Below are 21,834 nucleotides of genomic sequence, written 5' to 3'. Positions count from 1 at the left end.
GGCCGGGGCCGACGGGCGTTTCGTGGCGGTGGCTCCCCCGATTGGACTCGAACCAATAACCTGCCGGTTAACAGCCGGCTGCTCTGCCAATTGAGCTACAGGGGACTGCATCGCCAGCGGTTGGATCTCTCCAGCGCGGTGCGACGGGGACAAGAGTACAGGATTCCCGGGGGTGTTGGTCCAGGGGGTTACCGAGCTTCGCGCGGCCTGGACCACCGCCCGGACGACCGGTCCGCGTGGCACGTCAATCGGGATAAATCGCCATCAGCGCACAAGGAGGCATGAGCGCGGAGCAGGATGGGTAGTTAGCTGCGGAGACAGGACGCAGGCGCGAGATGGTCGCACCCGACGGGATCACCCGAAGGGGCGACGGCGCGCCAGGTACGGAAGGAGCCGCCATGCGCGGAAAGATCATGTTTCTTGGCGGGCTGGCTGCGGGATTCGTCCTGGGCGCCCGTGCCGGCCGGGAGAAGTACGAGGAGCTGATGGTCCGGGGCCGCAAGGTGCTCGACCACCCGACCGTCCAGGAGGCGGCCGGTGTCGCGCAGGCGCAGGCCACCCGCCTCTACAGCGAGGGCAAGGACAAGCTCGGCCAGACCAAGCTGGGCGAGAAGCTCGGCACCGGTAACGGCAACGGCAAGAAGCCGGAGCTGACCGGGGCCGACCAGGCGTTCGCGGGCAGCCCGGCGACGGTCGGCGCGAAGGCCGCCTCGGGCACGACCTCGTCGACCAGCAGCAAGCCGTCCGGCTCGGGCACCAGCACCAGCATGTAGTCGCACCTCGTCACGGGCCCGACCGCCGCCTGCGGGTCGGGCCCGCGGCGTGTCCGGCGCAGATCGTAGCCGCTGGAGAGCTGGGAGACTTTCTCCTGTTTGGAGCAGAAGTTCGGCCGGATCGACGAAAACTTCTACCAGCCGCCTCTTCTCTTTAGTGTCACACGCAAATATCGTCCTGCGTAGAACCTGGCCAGGCTCTTGGTACTCCCCAGCGGCCACCTCAGCGACCGACGCTGAGGCGGATCCGCCCGACCAGAGCGAGGTTCGATGAACGACAGTCAGCACGGAATGAGCCGGCGCCGGATGCTCGGCGCGCTCGCCGGCGTCGCCGGCGCCGCCGCCGTCGGCGCCACCGGCCTGGGCTCCCCCGCCCTCGCCGGCAACGGCGTGCTCGTCCCGCCCGGCAAGCGCGGCATCATCCTCTACAGCGTCCGCGACCGGATCTCGGCCGCCCCGGACGCCACCGGGGTGCCGTACGGCTTCGAGCGGGTGCTCGGCCGGATCGCCGAGATCGGCTACAAGGAGGTCGAGTTCGCCGGGTACACCCAGCACACCTCGATCCTGGGCCGGCAGATCACCCCCGCCGAGATCCGCAAGATCCTGGACGACAACGGGCTCCGCGCCAACGGCTCGCACGCCTCGATCCCCGGCACCGTCACGCCCGACACGATCGCCGCGTTCGAGCAGACGCTCGACACCGCCGAGATCCTCGGGATGACGCACATCGGCACCGGCAGCGACCCGACCAGCAGTAACTACAAGGCCGACTGGGACGCCGCGGTGGACCGGTGGAACACCTTCGGCGAGATGGCCGCCGCGCGCGGGCTGAAGCTGTACACGCACAACCACGACGCGGCGTACAACTTCCTCCTGGACAGCGGCCCGCTGGACGGCCAGGGGCGGCCCACCCGGTCCTCGGGCGTCCGGAAGCTGGAGTACTTCATCGCGCGGACCAACCCGGAGTGGGTGTGGTTCGAGATGGACATCTACTGGGCGCACGTGGCCCAGCACCGGTTCCGCACCTACACCGACCCGGACGGGGTGACCCGCACCAGCGTCTTCGACCCGCTGGCCGTGGTCGCCGCCCAGACCATCCGGTTCCCGCTCTTCCACGCGAAGGACGGGGCGTTCAACCCGGCCAGCAGCGCCGGGTACGACATGGTGCCGCTCGGCGAGGGTGACATCGACTACGGCAACTTCTTCGCCAACATGGGCGCGAAGGGTTACCACAACCCGATGTGGGAGCAGGACAACGCGCCGGGCGGCGCCGCCGACCCGGGCCGTTCGCTGCGGTACGCCGAGGTCAGCTACCAGCACATGTCGCGCCTGCGGGGCTGAGACACCCGCCAGGCACCCGCCGGGTCGTCGGAGCTGACCGACCCGGCCGCCACCCGGGGGCCGCATCCGTCACGGGATGCGGCCCCCGGTCGCCACAAGGTGGTAACACCGCCGTGGAAGACTCCGGGTGCGGAGGTGGTGGTCATGGTGCTGGTCCGACCGGAGAACGCGCAGCAGGCCCGACTGGTCCGTCTGCTCCGCGACGACGGCCCCCGGTCCCGGGTGGAGCTCGGCGACGCGCTGGGCCTGTCCCGGTCCACGCTCACCGTGGAGCTGGAGCGGCTCGTCGCGCGGGGCCTGGTGGAGACCGCCGGTCCGGCCGCGTCCCGCGGCGGTCGCCGCTCGTCGCTGCTGCGCCTCGGCGGTGGAGTGCGCTTCGCCGGCGTGGTCGTCGCACCCGACCGGGTCACCGTGGCGGTGACCGACGGCGAGCTGAACGTCCTGGCCGAGGCCCGTGAGCCGGTGGACGTACGCACCGGACCGGAGGCGGTGACCGGCCGGGCGGTCGAGCTGGTCGACAAGCTCCGCGTGGAGTTGGGCATCGCCGAGCTGACCGGTGTCGGCATCGGCCTGCCCGGCCCCGTCAGCGCCGAGGCGGGCGCCTCGGCCGCGCCGACGGCACTGCCCGGCTGGCAGCGGTTCCCGGTGCGGGACGCGTTCGCCACCGAGCTGGGCTGCCCGGCCGTGGTCGACAACGACGCCAACGTCCTCGCCCTCGGCGAGCGGCACGCCGGCATCGGCCGCACGGTCGACGACTTCCTCTACGTCAAGCTCGGCACCGCGATCGCCTGCGGCCTGGTGCTCGGCGGGACGCTCTACCGGGGCGCGACCAGCAGCGCCGGTGACATCGCCCACCTGCCCCTCGGCGAGGACGGGCCGACCTGTGTCTGCGGGGAGAGCGGCTGCCTGGAGGCCTACTGCGGGGACGCCGGGCTGGTCGCGGCCGCCCTGGCCGCCGCCCGCGCGGGCCGGTCCGCCGAGCTGGCCGGCCGACTGGCGGCGGCCGGCACGCTGACCGTACGCGACGTGGCCGCCGCCGCCACGGCCGGCGACCCGGCCGCGCAGACGCTGTTCCGGGACGCCGCCCGCCGGATCGGGCGGGTCCTGGTGGGCCTGGTCAGCTTCTTCAACCCCGGCATCGTGGTGATCGGGGGCGCGGCGGACGGCATCGGGCACATCCTGCTCGCCGAGATCCGCTCGGTCGTCTACCGCCGGTCGGCGCCGCTGGCCACCGGCACCATGCCGGTCGTGCTGTCCGACCTGGGTGGCCGGGCGGGGCTGGTGGGCGCGGCGCGGCTGGTCAGCGAGCAGGTCTTCGCGACGGGCTGACCGGGGGCCGAAGGGTGGTCGGCCCCCGGTCGCCCGTGTCAATCAGTCCTTGCTGCTGAAGGCCGCGTCGAAGGCGGCGCTCGGGGCGTCGAAGGCGAGCCGGCGCACGAACTGGAGGGCCTCCGGGGCGCCGACGAGGCGGTCCATCCCGGCGTCCTCCCACTCGACCGAGATCGGCCCGTCGTAGCCGATCGCGTTCAACGCGCGGAAGCAGTCCTCCCAGGGCACGTCGCCGTGGCCGGTGGAGACGAAGTCCCAGCCGCGCCGCAGGTCGGCCCAGGGCAGGTGCGAGGAGAGGCGACCACGCCGGCCGTCGCCCGTACGCACCTTGGCGTCCTTGCAGTCGACGTGGTAGATCCGGTCGGCGAAGTCGAAGATGAAGTTCACCGGGTCCAGCTCCTGCCAGACGAAGTGCGACGGGTCCCAGTTCAGCCCGAACGCGGGCCGGTGGCCGATCGCCTCCAGCGTCCGCTTCGTCGTCCAGTAGTCGTACGCGATCTCGCTGGGGTGCACCTCGTGCGCGAAGCGCACGCCGACCTCGTCGAACACGTCGAGGATCGGGTTCCACCGGTCGGCGAAGTCCTGGTAGCCGCGCTCGATCATCGACGGCGGCACCGGCGGGAACATCGCCAGGGTGTGCCAGATCGACGAACCGGTGAAGCCGACGACGGTCTTCACGCCGAGCTTCGCCGCCGCCCGGGCGGTGTCCTTGATCTCCTCGGCGGCCCGCTGGCGGACCCCCTCCGGCTCGCCGTCGCCCCAGATCCGCGCGGGCAGGATGTCCTGGTGCCGCTCGTCGATGGGGTGGTCGCAGACGGCCTGGCCGACCAGGTGGTTCGAGATCGTGTAGACCTTCAGGTTGTGCTTGGCCAGGGTCTCCTTCTTCCGGTCGACGTACGAGTCGTCGGCCAGCGCCTTGTCGACCTCGAAGTGGTCGCCCCAGCAGGCGATCTCCAGACCGTCGTAGCCCCACTCGGAGGCGAGCCGACAGACCTCGTCGAACGGAAGGTCGGCCCACTGGCCGGTGAAGAGCGTGATGGGTCGCGCCATTGTCCTTGTCTCCCCTGATGTGATGGGGATTCCGTACGTGCGGACCGGGGCGAGGGTGACCGGTCGAACCGGTGCACGGCGGGCCGAGGCGGCACGCCGGTGGGTGCGGGACGCACCTGGGCCCGTCGGGTTGCGCCTCCCGGCGGGTCACCGGCCACCTCCACGGTCGCCGTCCCCAACTCTAGGTCCGCCGGGGCCGGCGCGGAAGGCCCCGACGGGCTCGCGGCGTCGCGGGGCGGACGGGACGGGGGCCCCGCGCCGGTGGGAACGTCGGCGCGGGGCCCCCGCGTTCAGAGGGTGGGACGGTCAGCGGGTCACGGCAGGACCCACTTCTGGTTGGCCGCGTTGGCGATACACGTCCACAGGTGCACCGGCGTGCTGTCGGCCGAGTTGTTGCCCGAGACGTCCAGGCACTTGCCCGACTGCGGGTTACGCAGCGACCCGTCGGCCTGAGCCGACCAGTTCTGCGCACCCGAGCCGTTGCACGTCCACAACTGGATCTTCGTGCCGTCCGCCGAGCCACCACCGTTGACGTCCAGACACTTGCCCAACGCCCGGATCGTCGAGTTCGGCGTCACCGTCCACGTCTGGGCGGCGCTGCCGCTGCAGGTGTAGAGCTGGATCTGCGTACCGTCGGCGGTGCCGGCGTTGCGCACGTCCAGACACTTGTTGGCCAGGCCCCGGATGAGGCCGGTGCCGGTGCCGCCGGTGGTCCCCTTCACCAGGGTGAAGTCGTCCACGTCGAAGAGCCCGGTGCCCGACCCGGTGAAGGTCAGGTAGAGGTTCTGGGTCCCGGACGGCACGTTGGACAGGTTGGTGGTGACGTTGGCGAAGGTGTTCCAGCCGCCGGTGTTGGGCACCGCCACCGAGCCGAGCACCGTGCCGGTGGGCGATCCGGTGCGGACCTGGATGGTGCCGCCCGGGCCGCCGGAGACGACCCGCGCCCGGAACGAGGTGGTCCCGCCCAGCGCGACGCCGTTGTACGCCGCCCAGTCGCCCGGGTCGACGTAACCGAGGGTCTGCCCGCCGTTGGCGCCGGTCTTGCCGACGGCCGAGACCCCGTTGACCGAGCTGAACGCCTCGGCCTGGACGGTGACGTTCCCGGTCGGCGGCGGGGTGGTGCCCAACTCCTTGATCCGGATGTTGCGGAACGAGGCGTCGTCGCCGGTGCCGTGGTTCTGGATGCCGATGTGGCCGGCGAGCGAACGGACCGGGTTGGTGTTGGTGAAGTCGTTGATCTTCACCCCGTTCAGGAAGATCTGGAGGCGCTCACCCTCGACCAGCAGCTCGTAGGTGTTCCACTCTCCCGCCGGGTTGAGCGCGGCGTCCCGGGCCGCGATGTCCGCCGACTTGAAGGTGTAGACCGAGCCGGTGGTCCGGTCGACCGCGTCCGTGGGGTCGATCTGGATCTCGTAGCCGTTGTCGACCGCGGACCACGGGTCGCTCGACGGCGGGAAGCCGATGAACACCCCGGAGTTGTCGTCGCCGGCGATTCGCCAGTCCAGCTTCAGCGAGTAGTTGGTGAACTGCTTCGCGCTGTACCAGTACAGGCCCATGCCACCGACCGAGCTGAGGGTGGCGTCCGAGTTGGTGAAGCTGCCCGGCCCGGCCTGCGACCAGCCGGTGGTCGAGCCGTTGTAGAGCGCCGTGTAGCCGGTCTCGGGTCGGCAGTCGGCCTTGCTGCGACCGGCCGCGTACCGGATGCCGCCGAGCAGGTGCGCGCGGAACGCCGGCTCGGCGTACGAGGACTGGGTGTGCCCGCCGCCGGTGTAGAAGGACCGGCCGCCGTTGTAGGTCTTGCACCAGGCGTGCGGGTGGTCGGCACCCATGCCGCCGCCCGAGTAGGACGACTCGTCGAGGGTGGCCAGCACCCGCGCGGTGGAGCGCGCGTTGGTCTGGTAGTTGTACCACTCGTCGGTGCGCGTCCAGGTCTGCGGCAGGTGCGCGGTGGCCGCGTGGCCCCGGTTCTCCACCTTGACGTTGGCCTGCTGGATGGCGGGGTGCGACGCGAAGTACGCGCCCACGAGGTTGCCGTAGAAGGACCAGCCGTACTCGGTGTCCGCGGCGGCGTGCACGCCCACGTAGCCACCGCCACCGCCGATGTACGACTCGAAGGCGGTCTGCTGGGTGGCGTTGAGCACGTCGCCGGTGGTGTTGAGGAAGATCACCGCCTCGTACTGCGCGAGGTTGCCGGTGGTGAAGGCGGCGGCGTCCTCGGTGGCGGTGACGGTGAAGTTGTTGGCCGCCCCGAGGTCGCGGATGGCCTGGGTGCCGACCGCGATCGAGTCGTGCCGGAAGCCGGCGGTCTTCGAGAAGACCAGCACGTCGTAGGGGGCGTCGGCGGCGCTGGCCGGGGTGGCCGGGGTGGTGCAGGCGATGACGGCGAGGACGGCGGTGGCCGCGCCGAGGACGGGTCGCAGGAGTCTGCGCATGTCGCTCTCCTAGGGTCGGTCGGGAGGGGCCACCGGTCTCGACGCTACGCCGGGACCGGTGGCTCTCCGCTCAACTCAGGGCAGGATCCACTTCTGGTTGGCCGCGTTGGCGATACACGTCCACAGGTGCACCGGCGTGCTGTCGGCCGAGTTGTTGCCCGAGACGTCCAGGCACTTGCCCGACTGCGGGTTACGCAGCGACCCGTCGGCCTGAGCCGACCAGTTCTGCGCACCCGAGCCGTTGCACGTCCACAACTGGATCTTCGTGCCGTCCGCCGAGCCACCACCGTTGACGTCCAGACACTTGCCCAACGCCCGGATCGTCGAGTTCGGCGTCACCGTCCACGCCTGCGACGTGGTGCCGTTGCAGGTGTAGAGCTGGATCTGCGTACCGTCGGCCGTGGCGCCGTTGCGCACGTCCAGACACTTGCTGGCCAGACCCCGGATCGGGCCGGTGCCGCCGCCGGTGGTGCCGGTGTTGAGGGTGAACGCGTCCACGTCGTACAGCGCCCCGGTGCCCGACCCGGCGAAGGTCAGGTAGAGCGTGGTGGTGGCGGCCGGCGGGCTGGTGACGGTGCCGGTCACCGTGGCGAACGTGTCCCAGGCGCCGGTGACCGGGACGGTGGCCGACCCGATCACGGTGCCGGTGGCGGATCCGGTGCGGAGCTGGAGCGTGCCGCCGGCACCGGCCGAGGAGACCCGGGCGGAGAACGACGTGACGTTGCCGACCTGGTACGGCTGGAAGGCGATCCAGTCCCCGTTGTTGATGTCGCCGACGGTCTTGCCGCCCTCGGCGGGCGCCTTGTCGAACGTGTTGACGCCCGACGAGGTCTTGAAGTGCTCGGCCTGCCGGTGCCGCGGCTGCATCGTGTGCTGGGTGTGGGTGGTCAGCCCGCCGGCGTCGGTGTACTCGGCGTCGAAGATCGCGAAGATGTTCGCCGCGTAGTCGTGTTCACCGTCGACCGGGATGGTGATCGAGCCCGAGCATCCGTTCTGCGAGGTGATCTGGTGACCGTGCTGGTCGTGGCCGAGCACGTAGGTCATCTTCACCTTGGTGCAGTCGATCGTGCCGTCCTCCGGGTCGGTGACCGTGATGGTGAACGGCACGGTGTCGCCGAAGGAGAAGAGCTTGCCGTTGCCGGGCGCGTTGATCGTCACCGTCGGCGCGGTGTTGCCGACGCTGATCAGCACGCTCGCGCTGCCGGTGGCGCCCTGCGGGTCCCGGACGGTCAGCGTGGCGTTGTACGTCCCGTTGGTGCTGTAGGTCTTCGTCGGGTTGGCCGCCGTGGAGGTGGTGCCGTCGCCGAAGGCCCAGGAGTAGGTCAGCGCGCCGCCCTCGGGGTCGGCGGATCCGGCCGAGGAGAACGTCACGCTCAGCGGCGCCGGGCCGGAGGTCCGGTTGGCGCTGGCCGCGGCCGTCGGCGCGCGGTTGCCGCCGCCGATGTACTCGAAGCGGTAGAGCGCGGAGTTGGCGTCACCGTTGAAGTAACCGGTGCCGTAGTCGAGCACGTAGTACGCGCCGTCCGGGCCGAACGCGGAGTCCATCACCTGCTTGCCCGTCCAGGGGAAGGTGTCGATGGTGCCCGGCGACCCGTCGGCGTTGACGTGGATCGGCTTGATCCAGCCGCGGCCGAACTCGGTGGCGAAGAACTGCCCGTCGAAGGACTGCGGGAACTTCACCGTCGAGGTGGAGGAGGCGTTGTACCGGTAGACCGGGCCGCCCATCGGCGACTCGGAGCCGCCGCCGAACGCGGGCGGGGTGCCGGCGTCGCCGCCGTAGCGGATCCAGGACGGCCGCGCGGCCGGCAGGGTGGTCAGGCCGGTGTTGCGGAAGGAGTTGTTGGTCGGCCCGCCGGTGCAGTTGAACTTGGGGCCGGTCGCGTTGGTGGCGAAGTTCCACTCGTTGTACGTCTCGGCGCTGGTGTTCGTGCCCGTGCAGTACGGCCAGCCGTAGTTGCCCGGCGACGTCACCCGGTTGAACTCGACCTGGCCGGACGGGCCGCGGGTCGAGCTGGTGGAGCCGGCGTCCGGCCCGTAGTCGCCGACGTAGACGATGCCGGTGGCCTTGTCGACGCTCATCCGGAACGGGTTCCGGAAGCCCATCGCGTAGATCTCCGGGCGGGTGCCGGCGGTCCCGGGCGCGAAGAGGTTGCCGGTCGGGATGGAGTACGTCCCGTTCGCGTTGACCTTGATGCGGATGATCTTGCCGCGCAGGTCGTTGGTGTTGCCGGCGCTGCGCTGCGCGTCGTAGCCGGGGTTGCGGTTGGTCCGCTCGTCGATCGGCGCGTAGCCGGCGGAGTCGAACGGATTGGTGTCGTCTCCGGTGGAGAGGTAGAGGTTGCCCGCGGCGTCGAAGTCGATGTCACCGCCGACGTGGCAGCACAGGCCCCGGTCGGCGGGGACGTCGAGGACGTCGACCTTGCTGGCCTGGTTGAGGGTGAAGTCGGCGTTGAGGGTGAACCGGGACAGCCGGTTGACGCCCTGCCAGGCGGTGAAGCTCGTGCCGGTGGCCGGGGCGTCACCCGAGGGCGTCGACAGCGGCGGGGCGTAGTACAGGAAGATGTGCCGGTTGGTGGCGAAGTTCGGGTCGACCCCGACGCCCTGGAGGCCCTCCTCGTCGTGGGTGTAGACGGCGAGCGTCCCGATCACGGAGGTGGTGCCGTTGGCGTCGGTACGCCGCAGGGTGCCGTTGCGCGCGGTGTGCAGGACCGACCGGTCGGGCAGCACCGCCAACGACATCGGCTCGCCCATCTCGGCGACACCGCGGGCGAGTTCGACCTGCTGGAAGTCGGAGGCGTTGATCGTGTGAGCCTGGGCCGGGGTGGGGCCGCCCAGTGCGGCGGGGCCGGCGCCGAGCGAGACCGTGCCGGCCGCGACGACGAGCAGCAGCGCGGATCCGGCGGAGAACCAACGTCGGGGCCGGTGGTGTGTTCTGTCCTTTGTGGACATACGGGGGCTGTCCCTTCCTGACGAGTGACTGCCAGGGCGGGGCGCGCGCCGACGCGCCGGGTGCCGTAGCGGGGTTGCGGTAGGTCGGCCGGGTGCCGATCCGGCCGGCCGTGACCACCGGTCGGTGGAGCCACGCGCTCGGAGGTCACCAGTCGATGGGTTACCGCGCCGCCGGTTCACCTCGACGAAACAGTGTGGTATTGGCCACGACATTAAGTGGAAGACTTAGATGTGTCCATACCTTCTGCCGGTGCAACCCGTACTTTCGCTGAGTTGGTGGAAAGTCCCAGGACGGGTCGGTCAGGAGCGGCGCTCGATGGCCTGCTCGGCGAGACCGACGAGCGCCGCGCGGGTCGCGTCGTCCACCGGCGCGCTCTCCAACGCGGCCAGCGCCCCCTCCGTACGGACCCGGATCATCTGTTCGATCCGGTCCCGGGCGCCGGTGCTCTCGATGATCGCGCGCAGCTCCGCCGCGCCGTCCGCGTCCAGGTCGGGGTTGCCGAACAGCTCCCGCAGCCGGGCGGTCTGCGACCGATCGGCGGCGCTGCGGGCCAGCGCCATCATGACCGTGGGCTTGCCCTCCCGCAGGTCGTCCAGGACCGACTTGCCGGTCACCGCCGGGTCACCGAAGACGCCGAGCACGTCGTCGCGGAGCTGGAACGCGTCGCCGAGCGGGTCACCGAACTCGGCCAACCCCTCGATCAGCTCCGACGAGCCACCGGCCAGCGCCGCGCCGATCTGCAACGGCCGGGTGACCGTGTAGCGGGCCGCCTTCATCCGGATCACCGTCAACGCGCTCGCCACCGACCCGTCACCGACGCCGGAGACGAGGTCCAGGTACTCCCCCGCGATCACCTCGGTACGCATCAGCGCGAACATCGCGTACCCCCGGTGCACCTGCTCGGTGGCGAGCCCGCACTCGTGGAACATCTGGTCCGACCAGGCCGCGCAGAGGTCGCCGCAGAGCAGCGCGGTGTTGCGGCCGTACGCCTCGGGGTCGCCCCGCCAGGACGAGCGGGCGTGCAGGTCGGCGAAGAGCCGGTGCACCGACGGCTCGCCCCGGCGGCGGTCGCTGCCGTCGAGGATGTCGTCGTGGATCAGGGCGAAGGCATGGAACAGCTCCAGCGCGGCCGCCGCCACCACGATCGGCGTGCCGTCCGCGCCACCGGCGCCCCGCCAACCCCAGTAGCAGAACAGCGGGCGCAGGCGCTTGCCACCGGCCAGCACGAACCGCTGCAACGCGGTGAAGACCCCGCGCGGCGCGCCGTCCGGCCAGTCCGGGCCCTGCCGGTCGAGGAACGCGGCCAGCTCGGCGTCGAAGCGCGCGCGCAACCCGCTCGCGTCGGTGGGCGCCACCGTGACCGTCACGGCGCCTCCCCCGCCGCCCCCGGACCGGCCGCGCCGGCGCCCGCCGAACCTGCCGGTGCCCCGGCCGCCGATCCCGGCCCCGGTGGCGCGGTCGCCGTTGTCGATGGTGCGGTGGGCGCGAGCCCGGCCAGCTCCAGCAGCAGCGCCTTCACGTCGGTCGCGGCGATCCGGTCCCGCGCCGCCGCCGGGTCCGAGCAGAGCAGCACCGGAGCGTCCGCCGGGTCGGCGGGCAGCCGGCCGTGCGAGCCGCGGACCGCCCGGGCGCCGGCGTCCAGCCCGACCACGCTCATCAGGTAGCGCATGCCGAGCTTCTTACGGGCCAGCGCCGTGGCGGCGCGGCGTTTCGCCGCGAGCGGAGCGGCCGGGTCGAAGAAGAGCTCGGCCGGGTCGTAGCCGGGCTTGCGGTGGATCTCGACGAGCCGCGCGAAGTCCGGCGCCCGGGCGTCGTCCAGCCAGTAGTAGTAGGTGAACCAGGCGTCCGGCTCGGCCACCAGCACCAGCTCGCCGGCGCGCGGATGGTCCAGCCCGTGCGCGGCCTTGCCGTCGGCGTCCAGCACCTCGGCCACTCCGGGCAGCCCCGCGCAGAGCTTCGCCACCGCCGGCACGTCCGCCGGGTCCCGCACGTAGACGTGCGCGACCTGGTGGTCGGCGACCGCGAAGGCGCGCGACGTCCAGGGGTCGAGATACTCCATCCCGTCCTGGGTGTGGACCCGCAGCAGCCCTTCGGCGCGCAGCAGGCGGTTCACGTCGACCGGCCGGGACACGTCGGTGATGCCGTACTCGGAGAGCGCCACCACCGTCGCGCCTCGGGCCCGGGCGGCGTCCAGCAGCGGGCCCAGCACCGCGTCCAGCTCGGCCGCCGCCGCGGCCGCCTGCGGCGAGGAGGAGCCGTACCGTTGCAGGTCGTAGTCCAGGTGCGGGACGTACACGAGGGTCAGGTCCGGCGAGTGGTCGGCGAAAATCTGCTCGGCGGCCCGGCAGATCCAGGTCGACGAGGGGATCCCGGCACCCGGCCCCCAGTAGGTGAACAGCGGGAACGTGCCGAGCCGACCGGTCAGCTCGTCGTGCAGCTCCGGCGGATCGGTGTAGCAGTCCGGCTCCTTGCGCCCGTCCGCGTAGTAGACCGGGCGCGGGGTCACCGTCCAGTCCACGTCCGCGCCCATGGCGTACCACCAGCAGACGTTGGCCACCGTGTAGCCCGGCTCGGCCCGGCGGGCCGCCTGCCACAGCTTCTCCCCGCCGACCAGCGCGTTGTGCTGCCGCCACAGCAGCACCTCGCCGAGCTCGCGGAAATACCAACCGTTGCCGACGACGCCGTGCCCGGCCGGCAGCTCACCGGTGAGGAACGTCGACTGCACGGAGCACGTCACCGCGGGCAGCACCGTCCCCAGCTCGGCCCGGAACCCGGTGTCGGCCACCGACCGCAGCCGCGGCATATGCGCCAGCAGCCGTGGGGTCAGGCCCACCACGTCCAGCACCACCAACTGCTTGCTCATGCCGCCCCCTCCCTCCGGTCGGCGCCGTCATGAGGCCTCACCGCGCTGTACTGACCGATTCGCTCGCTGCGCTCGCTCATGCCGCCCCCTCCCTCCGGTCGGCGCCGTCATGAGGCCTCACCGCGCTGTACTGACCGATTCGCTCGCTGCGCTCGCTCATGCCGCCACCTCGCTTCGTTCGGTTGATCGGGCCACCGGGGTGAGGCCGAGCGCGACCAGCTCGTCGCGGGCGAAGGCCAGCTCCGCGGCGATGCCGGCGGCCAGCTCCGCGTCGGTGCGCGGCCGCCGCGCCTCCGGCAGCACCCCCCAGGTGTACGTCTCGACGTCGAGGTGGTCGCAGCCGGCGTCCGGCCCGGCGTAGAGCGCTCTCAACGCGGCCCGCAGGACGGGCAAGGTCGACTCCAGCGGCGGCTCCGGCGGGGCGTGCAGCGGCACGTGGTAGTGCACCCGCCACGGCCCGGGCAGCCGCGCGTCGAGGGCGACGTCGAGGTCGTCGGCCGCGTACGCCGGGTCGGCCGGGTCCGCCGCTCCCGCGCAGCCGACGCCCCGGGTCTGGTGCAGGAAGCGGGGCTCGACCCAGCGCCGCAGCGCGTCGGCGGAGCCGACCGGGTCGGCCGCCTCCAGGGCCGCCGAGACCTGCACCTTCACCACCGGCAGACCGGCGTCGCGCAGGCGGGCGAACGCCTCCGCCGGCTCCTCCCAGGCGCAGGCGAGGTGCGCGAGGTCCACGCAGACCCCGAGTCGATCACCGTCCATGTCGGACAGTATCGCGGCGGATTGTTTCGTGTCCTCCACCAGACAGCCGGGTTCCGGCTCGAACCCGACCCGGATCCGCCGGCCGGTCTCCCGCTCCACCGCGGCGAGACCGGCGGCGAGCCGGTCCAGCCGGTGGCGGGCCGCCGACGACCGGGTGGCGTCCCAGGGCGTGCGCCAGGCCAGTGGCAGGGTGGAGATCGAGCCGCGGGCGGCGTCGTCGGGCAGCAGGTCGGCCAGCACCCGGGCCAGGTCGAGGGTGTACGCCAGCCGCGCGTCGGTCGTCCAGTCCGGGTGGTACACGTCGCCCTTGACGACGGGGGCCTGGAACGCCGCGTACGGGAACCCGTTGAGGGTGACCACCTCCAGCCCCCGGGCGTCCAGCTCCCCGCGCAGCCGGCGGCGCGTCGCCGGGTCGGCGGCCAACTCGGCGGCGACCGGGGCGGCCAGCCAGAGCCCGAGCCCCAGCCGGTCGCTGCCGAGCGCCGCCCGGACCGGGACCGCGTACGTGTCCAGTTGCGCCAGGATGCCGGCGAGGTCCTCGGCCGGATGCACGTTGGTGCAGTAGCCGAGGTGGACGGTCTCGCCACCGGCGTGCCGCAGCCGCATCAGCTGCCTCCGCGCAGGATCGAGTTGCCGGCGAACGTGCCGGCGTCGGCGAGGTCGAGGTCGCTCAGGTCGAGCCGCCCCGACTGGCCGTAGAACTCGACGGGGTTGCGCCAGAGCACCCGGTCGACGTCGTCCGCGCTGAAGCCGGCGTCGAGCATCGCCTCGGCGGTGGCCCGGGTGAGCAGCGGATCGGACCGGCCCCAGTCGGCCGCCGAGTTGACCAACATCCGCTCGGTCCCGTACGCCCGCAGCAGCTCGACCATCCGCGGCGGCGACATCTTCGTGTCGGGGTAGATCGAGAAGGCCAGCCAGCAGCCGGTGTCCCGGACCAGCTTCACGGTCACCTCGTTGAGGTGGTCGAGCACCACCCGGCCCGGGTCGATGCCGGACTCGCGGACCACCGCCAGGCTGCGCTCGACGCCCCGGGCCTTGTCGCGGTGCGGGGTGTGCACCATCGCCGGCAGTTCGTGCGCGACCGCCAGGGCGAGCTGGGCGGCGAACGCCTCGTCCTCCTCCGGGGTCATCGAGTCGTAGCCGATCTCGCCGACCGCCACCACGCCGTCCTTCTCCAGGTAGCGGGGCAGCAGGTCGAGCACCGGGCGGCAGCGCGGGTCGTTGGCCTCCTTCGGGTTCAGCGCGATCGTCGCGTGGTGCCGGATGCCGAACTGTCCGGCCCGGAACGGCTCCCAGCCGATCAGCGAGTCGAAGTAGTCGGCGAAGGAGGCCGGACTGGTGCGGGGCTGCCCCAGCCAGAAGGCCGGCTCGACCAACGCGCGGACGCCGGCGGCGGCCATCCGCTCGTAGTCGTCGGTGGTGCGCGACGTCATGTGGATGTGCGGGTCGAAGATGCGCATCACGCCTCCTGAGCGCTGAGCCGGGCGGGTCCCGTGCCGGCGTGGTCGGTGCCCGGGCCGGCAGCGGTCAGCCGGCCGGCGCCGAGTCGGTCGAGCAGGTCGGTGGCGTCGGCGGGCATGGTCCGGCCGGCGGCGTGCCGCTCGGCGGCGAGACCGGCCAGCATCACGGCCAACTCGCCGTCGGCCCGCTCGTCGAGGTCGGCCACCACGGCCAGCGGCACCCCCACGAAGACGCACTTCAGCACCGCCTGCCGCCAGGCGGCGGCGTCGAGGTGCCGGGCGTACGGACCGAGCGCCGCGGCGACCAGCCGGGTGTCGTTGGTCCGGATCGCGTCGTGCAGCAGGGGCACCCCGGCCGCGCCGATCGGCAGGAACGGCAGCGCCTTGAGCACCGCCCGCCGCTCGGCGGCGTCACCGTGCTGGTAGAGGCGCTCGGCGTACGGGGCGTGGTCGGCGGGCAGGGCCGTGAGCAGCAGGGTGCGGGCGGCCTCGTCGGCGGTCCAGCCGGGCGCGTCGGGCAGCTCGTCGCGGCCGCAGCGGCGAGCGGCGGCCGGGAAGGCCCGCGTGATCGTCGCCGGGTCGGCCGCCACCTCGAGCAGCGCCGTCTCCAGCCAGTCGGGGTCCCGGACGCCCCGCAGGGCCGATCGCAGTTGGTCGGGTGTCATGCCTGTCTCCTCCCTCGTGCTGGTCGGCGGGTGCCGCACCGCGTCCTCAGCTCTGCTTCACTCCCGGCGACGGCCGGTGGTCGCCTCCCGGACGGCACCCGTCGCCTGCGCCGGTACGCGCGGCGGGCGGGGGTCGCCCGGTCCGTCGGTGTGGTCGGGGCAGACGCCGCCCGCGCCGGCGGCGGCGCGCAGGAACTCCAGCGACCGGGCCGCCACGTCGGGCGCGGCGTGCGAGTGCCGGGGCAGCTCCACGGCGACCAGGCCCCGATAGCCGGCATCGTCCAACGCACGCAGCACCGGCGGGAAGTCGATCTCACCGGTCCCGAACTCAAGGTGCTCGTGCACGCCCCGACGCATGTCGTCGATCTGGACGTTGACCAGGTGCTCGGCCACCTCGTGCACGCACTGCGGCACCGACCAGGGCTCCAGGCAGCGGCAGTGTCCGATGTCGAGGGTGATGCCGAAGGGGTCCGGGTCGCCGAGAGCGGCGCGCAGCCGACGCCAGCCGGCGATGTCCTCGACCAGCATGCCGGGCTCGGGCTCGAAGCCCAGCGGCACACCGACCCGCTCGGCCGCGTCGACCACCGTGGCGCACCCGGCGACCAGCCGGTCCCAGGCCGTCCGGGGCGCGACCGCCTCGGGGCGTACGCCGGCCCAGAAGGAGACGGCCTCGGCGCCCAGGTCCGCGCCGATCCGCACCGCCCGGCGCAGGAACTCGATCCGCCGGGTCGGGTCGTCATGCAGCAGCGTGGGCGCGTGCTTGTGCCACGGGTCCAGCAGGTAGCGGGCCCCGGTCTCGACCACCACCGCGAGACCGAGCGTCTCCAGCCGGCGCCGCACGGCGGCCACCCGACGGGGCAGCGCGGGCGCGAACGGGTCGAGGTGGTCGTGGTCGAGGGTGAGCGCCACCCCGACGTAGCCGAGGTCGGCGATCACGGCGAGCGCGTCGTCCAGCCGGTGGTTGGCGAACCCGTTGGTGCCGTAGCCGAGGCGGGGGGTACCGCTCATGTCGGCGAGATCTTCCGGGCGAGGCGGCGGCCGAGCGGTCCCGCCGCGGCGACGGCCAGCCCGAGCAGCCCGGCACCGCCCCGCGCGGTCAGCGCGCCCTGGAGCGCGGGCAGCCCGGTGATCCCGGCGCCGACGGCGGCCCGCACCCGACCGGCGCTGGGGTCGGCGAGCACCCGCGCCTGCGCCCGGCCGTAGCCGGCCGCGTACCAGGTGGCCAGGGCCGCCGGCAGCGCGGCGGCGAGCGCGGCCCGGCGCGACCCGTCCCGCGCTCCCGCCTCGGCCCGGTCGCGGCGGAGCGTGCCGCGGCCCGGGTCCCGGCGGGCCGCGGCACGCTCCTGGGGGGAACGGGGGCCGGCGTCGCCGCGGGTCGGGTCGGTGTCCCGCGCGGGGTCGTCGCCGGGGCGCCGACGCGGTCGGGCTGCGGCGCTCGCGGCGACCAGCGCGGTGCCGGCGAGGGTGCCCAGGGGCAGGGCGGTGTCCGCGCCGGTGACCTCGCGGCGGGACAGCGCGGTGACCGTCCACGTGTGCGCGGCCACGGTCAGCGCCGCGGGCAGGGCCCGGGTCAGCCGCCCGCCGGTGGCGCCGAGCAGCACGTCCAGCCCTCGGCAGGCGGCCATCACGGCCGGGCCGGCGGCGGTGTTCTTCGCGCGGAGGTCGTACCCCCAGACGGCCGCGGCCAGCGGCACCGCGACGGCCGCGGCCCGTCGGCCGCCGGCGGCGGTGGCCAGGCCGAGGCCGGCGGCGGTGAGGCCGGCGGCGAGACCGACCGCGGCGGCGGGGTGGACCCGTCCGCTGGGGATGGGCCGCTCCGGCCGCTCCACGGCGTCCAACCGGCGGTCGGCCCAGTCGTTGGCGGCCATCCCCGCCCAGTAGAGCAGCACCGAGGCACCGGCCAGGGCGGGTGTACGCCGGTCGAGCGCTCCGGCCGCGGCGGCGCCGGCGACCACGTCACCGGGCACCGAGAGCGCGGCGGGCGCGCGGACCAGCTCGACGAGGTCAGCCAGCCTGGCCATCGGCGCTCTCCCGCCCGGTGTGCAGCGCTCGGGTGAACTCCGCCAGCCGGGTCCACTGCTCGCCGAGCGAGTGGGTCGGCGACCCGAGCGGGTCCTTGAAGAAGAACGCCAAGTCGGTGAGCGGGCCGACCCGGCCGGCGGCGTGCGCGGCGGCCGTGAGCCGGGCCAGGTCGAGCACCAGCGGGGCGGCGAGCGCGGAGTCGCAGCCGTGCCAGGTGAACTCCATCCGCATGCCGGTGCCGAGGAAGCCGGAGAAGGTAATGAGGTCCCAGGCCGTCTTGAAGTCGCCCAGCTCCTCGACGTAGTCGATCCGGGTGCCGCCCTGCGGCACGTAGCCGAGCGTCTCGCCGAGCACCCGCTGCTTGCTCTCCACCTTGGCCGCGTTGGCGGCCGGGTCGGCCAGGTTGGCGCCGTCGCCGCCACCGAGCAGGTTGATGCCGGACCAGGAGCGCACGGTCAGGTGCCGCATCGCGAACATCGGGGCGAGCACCGACTTCACCAGGGTCTCCCCGGTCTTGCCGTCGTGCCCCGCGTACGGCAGGCCGCGTTCGACGGCGAGGGTGTGCAGCGCCGGGAGTCGGGCCCCGGTTGACGGGGTGAAGTCGACGTAGGGGCAGCCGGCGGTCAGGGCCGCGTACGCGTAGAGCGAGCTGGCGGGCAGCACCTCGTCGGGGCCGGTCAGGGCATCGCGCAGGGTGGCCGGATCGGCGTGGGCGGGGTGGGCCGTCGCGGTCGGCTCGGTGGCCGACACGTTGACCACGACCACCCGGTCGAGCCGGTGCCGGTCGCGGAAGTCGGTGAGGTCCCGCACGATGGCGGCGGCCCGTTCGGCCTGGCTCCCGACGCCCGGTGCGGGACGCAACTCCTCCTCGACGGCGGCCAGCTCGTCGGGCAGGGCGGCGACCAGGCGGCCGGGCAGCACCCCGGCGGTGGCGAGCGCCTCGGCGCGCTTGCACAGCGGTGTGGTGGCCACGTCGTGACCGCCGAAGACCAGGTCGGCGAAGGCCGGCAGGGCGGGGCCGCGCAGCTCGGGCAGCTCGGTGACGCAGCCGGTCGGCCCGGCGAGCCCGGCGCGCAGCGCGAGCCCTCCGACGATGCTGGTGGTCGCGACCGAACCACGCGCCCCCACCAGCCAGACACCCGTTCGCATGGCGCCCCTTCCCCGGTCAGGAGGACCGTTGTGCATCGAATTATCTTAATATCAGAATTTTATTCTGAGCGATATAGATGATCCCGAAAACAGTGGAGACGTTCGGATGGGCCCCGTCCACCCGGCCCGTCCGTGGGACGGTCCGGCGTCGAAGTCGGCGGCGACGGCGCCGGACCGGCTCCCGGTGCGATCCGGGCGGACGGGGCTGGCAGGCAGGGTCGGGTCGGCGTCTCGACCCTGCCTCCCCCGCATCCGTTGCGCCGGGACGTGACATGTCCCGGCCGGACGTCTCAGCAGTCGCGGTCCGCCGCGGGTCGGCGGATCAGGTCGGTGACGGTCGCGCGAGAGGCGAGTGGTGCCATCTGCTCCTCCGGATCGTCGGGATGGTGGCGGCTCTCCGGTGCGGCCGGGGAATCCCGGTCCGGCCGCACCGGAGAACCGTCCTGCTCGTGCGCCACCGGGCCGTGGCCCGGCTGCACGTCCTCCGGCACCGACCTCGTCCCGGCCGCGGGGCGCAACCGCGGCCGGTCCCTCGCCGGTCGGTCCGGGAGGCCTGTCGGGGCGGTGCCGGCGGGAACGCCGCCACCGCGCGGTGGTCGGGGGTGGGTGACCCGGCCGGACCGGAGCCCGGCCGGGCCGACGGTCAGACGGCCACGGCGGCCAGCGCCGGCTCCACCTCGGTCCACGAGGAGCCGAGCTCCGCCGAGCGGGTCACCGCGTCCAGCACCAGCTGGACCTGCAACGCGTCGGCGAAGGACGGAGCCGGGTTGACGCCGGTGGCGATCGCCTCGATGAGGTCCCGCATCTGGTGGGTGAAGGAGTGCTCGTACCCGATGATGTGGCCCGGCGGCCACCAGGCCGACATGTACGGGTGCTCGCCCTCGGTCACCAGGATGCGGCTGAAGCCCTGCTCGGTGCTGGGTAGCGTCGCGTCGTAGAACTCCAGCTCGTTGAGGCGCTCCAGGTCGAACACCAGGGTGCCCAGCGAACCGTTGATCTCGACCCGCAGGGCGTTCTTGCGACCGGTGGCGAACCGGCTCGCCTCGTACGTGCCCAGTGCGCCGCCGTCGAGCCGGGCCACGAAGATCGCGGCGTCGTCGACGGTGACCTGCCCGGTGGCCGGGCCTTGGCCGTCGAGCGGCGCCGGCCCGTCCCCGTTGCCGTCGGCGGTGGCCGCGAGCCCGCTGGACTCGGCCGACAGCGGCCGCTCCTTGACGAACGTCTCGGTCACCGCGCTGACCCCGGTGATTCGCTGGTCGGTGACGTACTGGGTGAGGTCGATGATGTGCGCGCCGATGTCGCCGAGCGCGCCGGAGCCCGCCCTGTCCTTCTGCAGCCGCCAGACCAGCGGGAACTGCGGGTCGACGATCCAGTCCTGCAGATACGTCGCCCGGACGTGTCGGATCACCCCGAGCCGCCCGTCGGCGATCATCTGCCGCATCATCGTGACCGCGGGAACCCGGCGGTAGTTGAACCCGCACATCGAGCGCACCCCGGCGGCCTGGGCCGTGGCCGCCGCGGCGGCCATGGCCCGCGCCTCCTCCACCGTGTTGGCCAGCGGCTTCTCGCACAGCACGTGCTTGCCGGCGGCCAGCGCGGCGAGCGTGATCTCGGCGTGGCTGTCGCCCGGCGTGCAGACGTCCACCACGTCGATGTCGTCCCGGTTGACGAGGTCACGCCAGTCCGTCGTGTACGCCTCCCAGCCGAGCCGGTCGGCGGCGTCGGCCACCTTCCCGGCGTCCCGGCCGCAGATGAGCGACATCCGGGCCCGCGCCGGCAGGTCGTACACCCGGTTCACCGTGCGCCAGGCCTGCGAGTGCGCGGCGCCCATGAACGCGTAGCCGACCATGCCGACCCGCAGTTCGTTGTTGTTCGTGGACAAGGTGGGTCTCCCCCCGTGTATCAGAACCCGAGCTTCTCGTAGTTGCTCGCGTTCTCCTTCGTGATCGTCTCGGAGGCGAGGATGATCTCCTTGGGCACCTGGAGCTCCACCAGGTCCGACATGCCCTTGCCCTGCGCGATCAGGCGCGCGAGCGAGATGGCCGACGAGGCCATCGACGGGCTGTAGGTGACAGTGGCCTTGAGGACCGTGTTGTCCGCCTTGATGTCCGCGATCGCCTTCTTCGAGCCGGCGCCGCCGACCATGAAGAACTCCTTGCGGTTGGCCTGGTTGATCGCGGCCAGCACGCCGATGCCCTGATCGTCGTCGTGGTTCCAGACCGCGTCGATCTTCGGAAGCGCCCGCAGCAGCTGCGACGCCTCCGCCTGCCCGGAGTCAGCGGTGAACCGCGCGGCGCGCCGGTTCGCGACCTTGAGCCCGTTCTGGGCCAGCGTGTCGGCGAAGCCCTTCGAGCGCTCCTGGGTCAGCTCCAGCTCGTCCATGCCGGCGATCTCGGCGATCACCGGGTTGCTGACGTTCTTGGCCTTGAGCTGGTCGACGATGTAGTGGGCCGCGGCCACACCCATGCCGTAGTTGTCGCCCTTGATCTGGAGGCGGTAGGCGAGCGCGTCGGGGAAGGCCCGGTCCAGGTTGACCACCGGGATGCCGGCCTTCATCGCCTCCAGACCGGCGGCGTTCAGCTCCTTGCCGTCGTGCGGGAGCATCACGATGATGTCCGGCTTCTGCGAGACCAGCGTCGAGATCGCCGCCCGCTGGGCCGCGGCGTCCGCGCCGGCCTCGACCGTCTTGAACTCCACGTCGGAGTACGCGCCGGCCTGCGCCTTGGCGTTGGTGGTGATGGCGGCGAGCCAGCCGTGGTCGGCGGCCGGGGCGGAGAAGGCGACGACCACCTTCTTGCCGGGCTCCGCGTTGCCGCCCGCGGCGGCGTCGGCGCCCTTGGTCTGCGCGGCGGTGGGCGCGCTCTCGTTGCTGGTGCAGCCGGCGAGCAGCACGCCGGCGCCGACGGCGGCCCCGCCGAAGAGCAGACGGCGGCGGGACACATCGCCACTGTGCTGGGTCATGACGACCTCCATGTTCGCGGTGGTGTGAGGGAAAAAGGGTGCGTGGGGCCAGGCCACCGTCGTTCGCGCGGTGGACCGGTGTG

Annotated in this window: 17 protein-coding genes and 1 tRNA gene; 3 read left to right on the top strand and 15 right to left on the bottom strand. The window is 72.8% G+C overall.

Annotated elements, in window-relative coordinates; all coding sequences use genetic code 11:
- Positions 1-29: 29 nt before the first annotated feature.
- Positions 30-105 (bottom strand) — tRNA-Asn (locus GA0070620_RS28975).
- 293 nt (positions 106-398) lie between these two features.
- On the opposite strand from GA0070620_RS28975, the gene GA0070620_RS28970 reads away from it, so the two are divergent.
- The 3 genes from GA0070620_RS28970 (at position 399) to GA0070620_RS28960 (ending at position 3,443) form a co-directional block, all read left to right on the top strand.
- Complete coding sequence (locus GA0070620_RS28970; RefSeq protein WP_091596104.1) at positions 399-773, top strand: hypothetical protein; 375 nt, start codon at positions 399-401, stop codon at positions 771-773.
- 270 nt (positions 774-1,043) lie between these two features.
- The gene (locus GA0070620_RS28965; RefSeq protein ID WP_231922006.1) at positions 1,044-2,114 is read left to right on the top strand and encodes a sugar phosphate isomerase/epimerase family protein; all 1,071 of its coding nucleotides are present in this window, start codon (positions 1,044-1,046) and stop codon (positions 2,112-2,114) included.
- Positions 2,115-2,258: 144 nt separating this feature from the next.
- Complete coding sequence (locus tag GA0070620_RS28960; RefSeq protein ID WP_091599537.1) at positions 2,259-3,443, top strand: ROK family transcriptional regulator; 1,185 nt, start codon at positions 2,259-2,261, stop codon at positions 3,441-3,443.
- A gap of 42 nt (positions 3,444-3,485) precedes the next feature.
- Here GA0070620_RS28960 and GA0070620_RS28955 read toward each other — a convergent pair whose 3' ends face one another.
- The 14 genes from GA0070620_RS28955 to GA0070620_RS28890 form a co-directional block, all read right to left on the bottom strand.
- Entirely contained in the window at positions 3,486-4,493 is a 1,008-nt protein-coding gene (locus tag GA0070620_RS28955; protein WP_091596100.1) for a sugar phosphate isomerase/epimerase family protein, read from the bottom strand.
- Positions 4,494-4,807: 314 nt separating this feature from the next.
- The gene (locus GA0070620_RS28950; protein WP_091596098.1) at positions 4,808-6,925 is read right to left on the bottom strand and encodes a ThuA domain-containing protein; all 2,118 of its coding nucleotides are present in this window, start codon (positions 6,923-6,925) and stop codon (positions 4,808-4,810) included.
- A gap of 75 nt (positions 6,926-7,000) precedes the next feature.
- Positions 7,001-9,874 (bottom strand): PQQ-dependent sugar dehydrogenase, encoded by a 2,874-nt coding sequence (locus tag GA0070620_RS28945; RefSeq protein ID WP_091596096.1) that lies wholly within the window; start codon positions 9,872-9,874, stop codon positions 7,001-7,003.
- 300 nt (positions 9,875-10,174) lie between these two features.
- On the bottom strand, positions 10,175-11,242 hold the full coding sequence (locus GA0070620_RS28940; protein ID WP_091596094.1) for a polyprenyl synthetase family protein: 1,068 nt from the start codon (positions 11,240-11,242) through the stop codon (positions 10,175-10,177).
- The gene (locus tag GA0070620_RS28935) at positions 11,239-12,738 is read right to left on the bottom strand and encodes an alkaline phosphatase family protein (protein ID WP_231922005.1); all 1,500 of its coding nucleotides are present in this window, start codon (positions 12,736-12,738) and stop codon (positions 11,239-11,241) included. The genes GA0070620_RS28940 and GA0070620_RS28935 overlap by 4 nt, the downstream gene beginning before the upstream one ends.
- 156 nt (positions 12,739-12,894) lie before the next feature.
- A complete protein-coding gene (gene eboE, locus GA0070620_RS28930) occupies positions 12,895-14,100 on the bottom strand; it encodes a metabolite traffic protein EboE (RefSeq protein WP_091596092.1) in 1,206 nt (401 codons plus the stop codon).
- Positions 14,100-14,954, bottom strand: coding sequence for a TatD family hydrolase (locus tag GA0070620_RS28925; protein ID WP_091596090.1), 855 nt, complete (start codon positions 14,952-14,954; stop codon positions 14,100-14,102). Before GA0070620_RS28925 ends, eboE begins: the two co-directional genes overlap by 1 nt.
- Positions 14,954-15,619: an EboA domain-containing protein gene (locus GA0070620_RS28920; protein WP_172836522.1), complete on the bottom strand. Its 666-nt coding sequence runs from the start codon at positions 15,617-15,619 to the stop codon at positions 14,954-14,956. Before GA0070620_RS28920 ends, GA0070620_RS28925 begins: the two co-directional genes overlap by 1 nt.
- 57 nt (positions 15,620-15,676) lie before the next feature.
- Positions 15,677-16,627: a sugar phosphate isomerase/epimerase family protein gene (locus tag GA0070620_RS28915; protein ID WP_091596088.1), complete on the bottom strand. Its 951-nt coding sequence runs from the start codon at positions 16,625-16,627 to the stop codon at positions 15,677-15,679.
- Complete coding sequence (locus tag GA0070620_RS28910) at positions 16,624-17,640, bottom strand: SCO3242 family prenyltransferase (protein ID WP_091596086.1); 1,017 nt, start codon at positions 17,638-17,640, stop codon at positions 16,624-16,626. Before GA0070620_RS28910 ends, GA0070620_RS28915 begins: the two co-directional genes overlap by 4 nt.
- On the bottom strand, positions 17,624-18,790 hold the full coding sequence (locus GA0070620_RS28905; RefSeq protein ID WP_091596084.1) for an inositol-3-phosphate synthase: 1,167 nt from the start codon (positions 18,788-18,790) through the stop codon (positions 17,624-17,626). Before GA0070620_RS28905 ends, GA0070620_RS28910 begins: the two co-directional genes overlap by 17 nt.
- 290 nt (positions 18,791-19,080) lie before the next feature.
- The gene (locus GA0070620_RS28900; protein ID WP_091596082.1) at positions 19,081-19,281 is read right to left on the bottom strand and encodes a hypothetical protein; all 201 of its coding nucleotides are present in this window, start codon (positions 19,279-19,281) and stop codon (positions 19,081-19,083) included.
- Between the two features lie 152 nt (positions 19,282-19,433).
- Positions 19,434-20,639, bottom strand: a complete 1,206-nt coding sequence (locus GA0070620_RS28895) for a Gfo/Idh/MocA family protein (protein ID WP_172836633.1) — start codon at positions 20,637-20,639, stop codon at positions 19,434-19,436.
- 53 nt (positions 20,640-20,692) lie between these two features.
- Positions 20,693-21,751: a substrate-binding domain-containing protein gene (locus GA0070620_RS28890; protein WP_091596078.1), complete on the bottom strand. Its 1,059-nt coding sequence runs from the start codon at positions 21,749-21,751 to the stop codon at positions 20,693-20,695.
- Positions 21,752-21,834: the final 83 nt, after the last annotated feature.

The sequence above is a fragment of the Micromonospora krabiensis genome (assembly GCF_900091425.1).
GTDB lineage: Bacteria > Actinomycetota > Actinomycetes > Mycobacteriales > Micromonosporaceae > Micromonospora > Micromonospora krabiensis.
The sequence above is the reverse complement of the archived record's forward strand: the minus strand, read 5'-3'. Positions and strand labels throughout refer to the sequence as shown.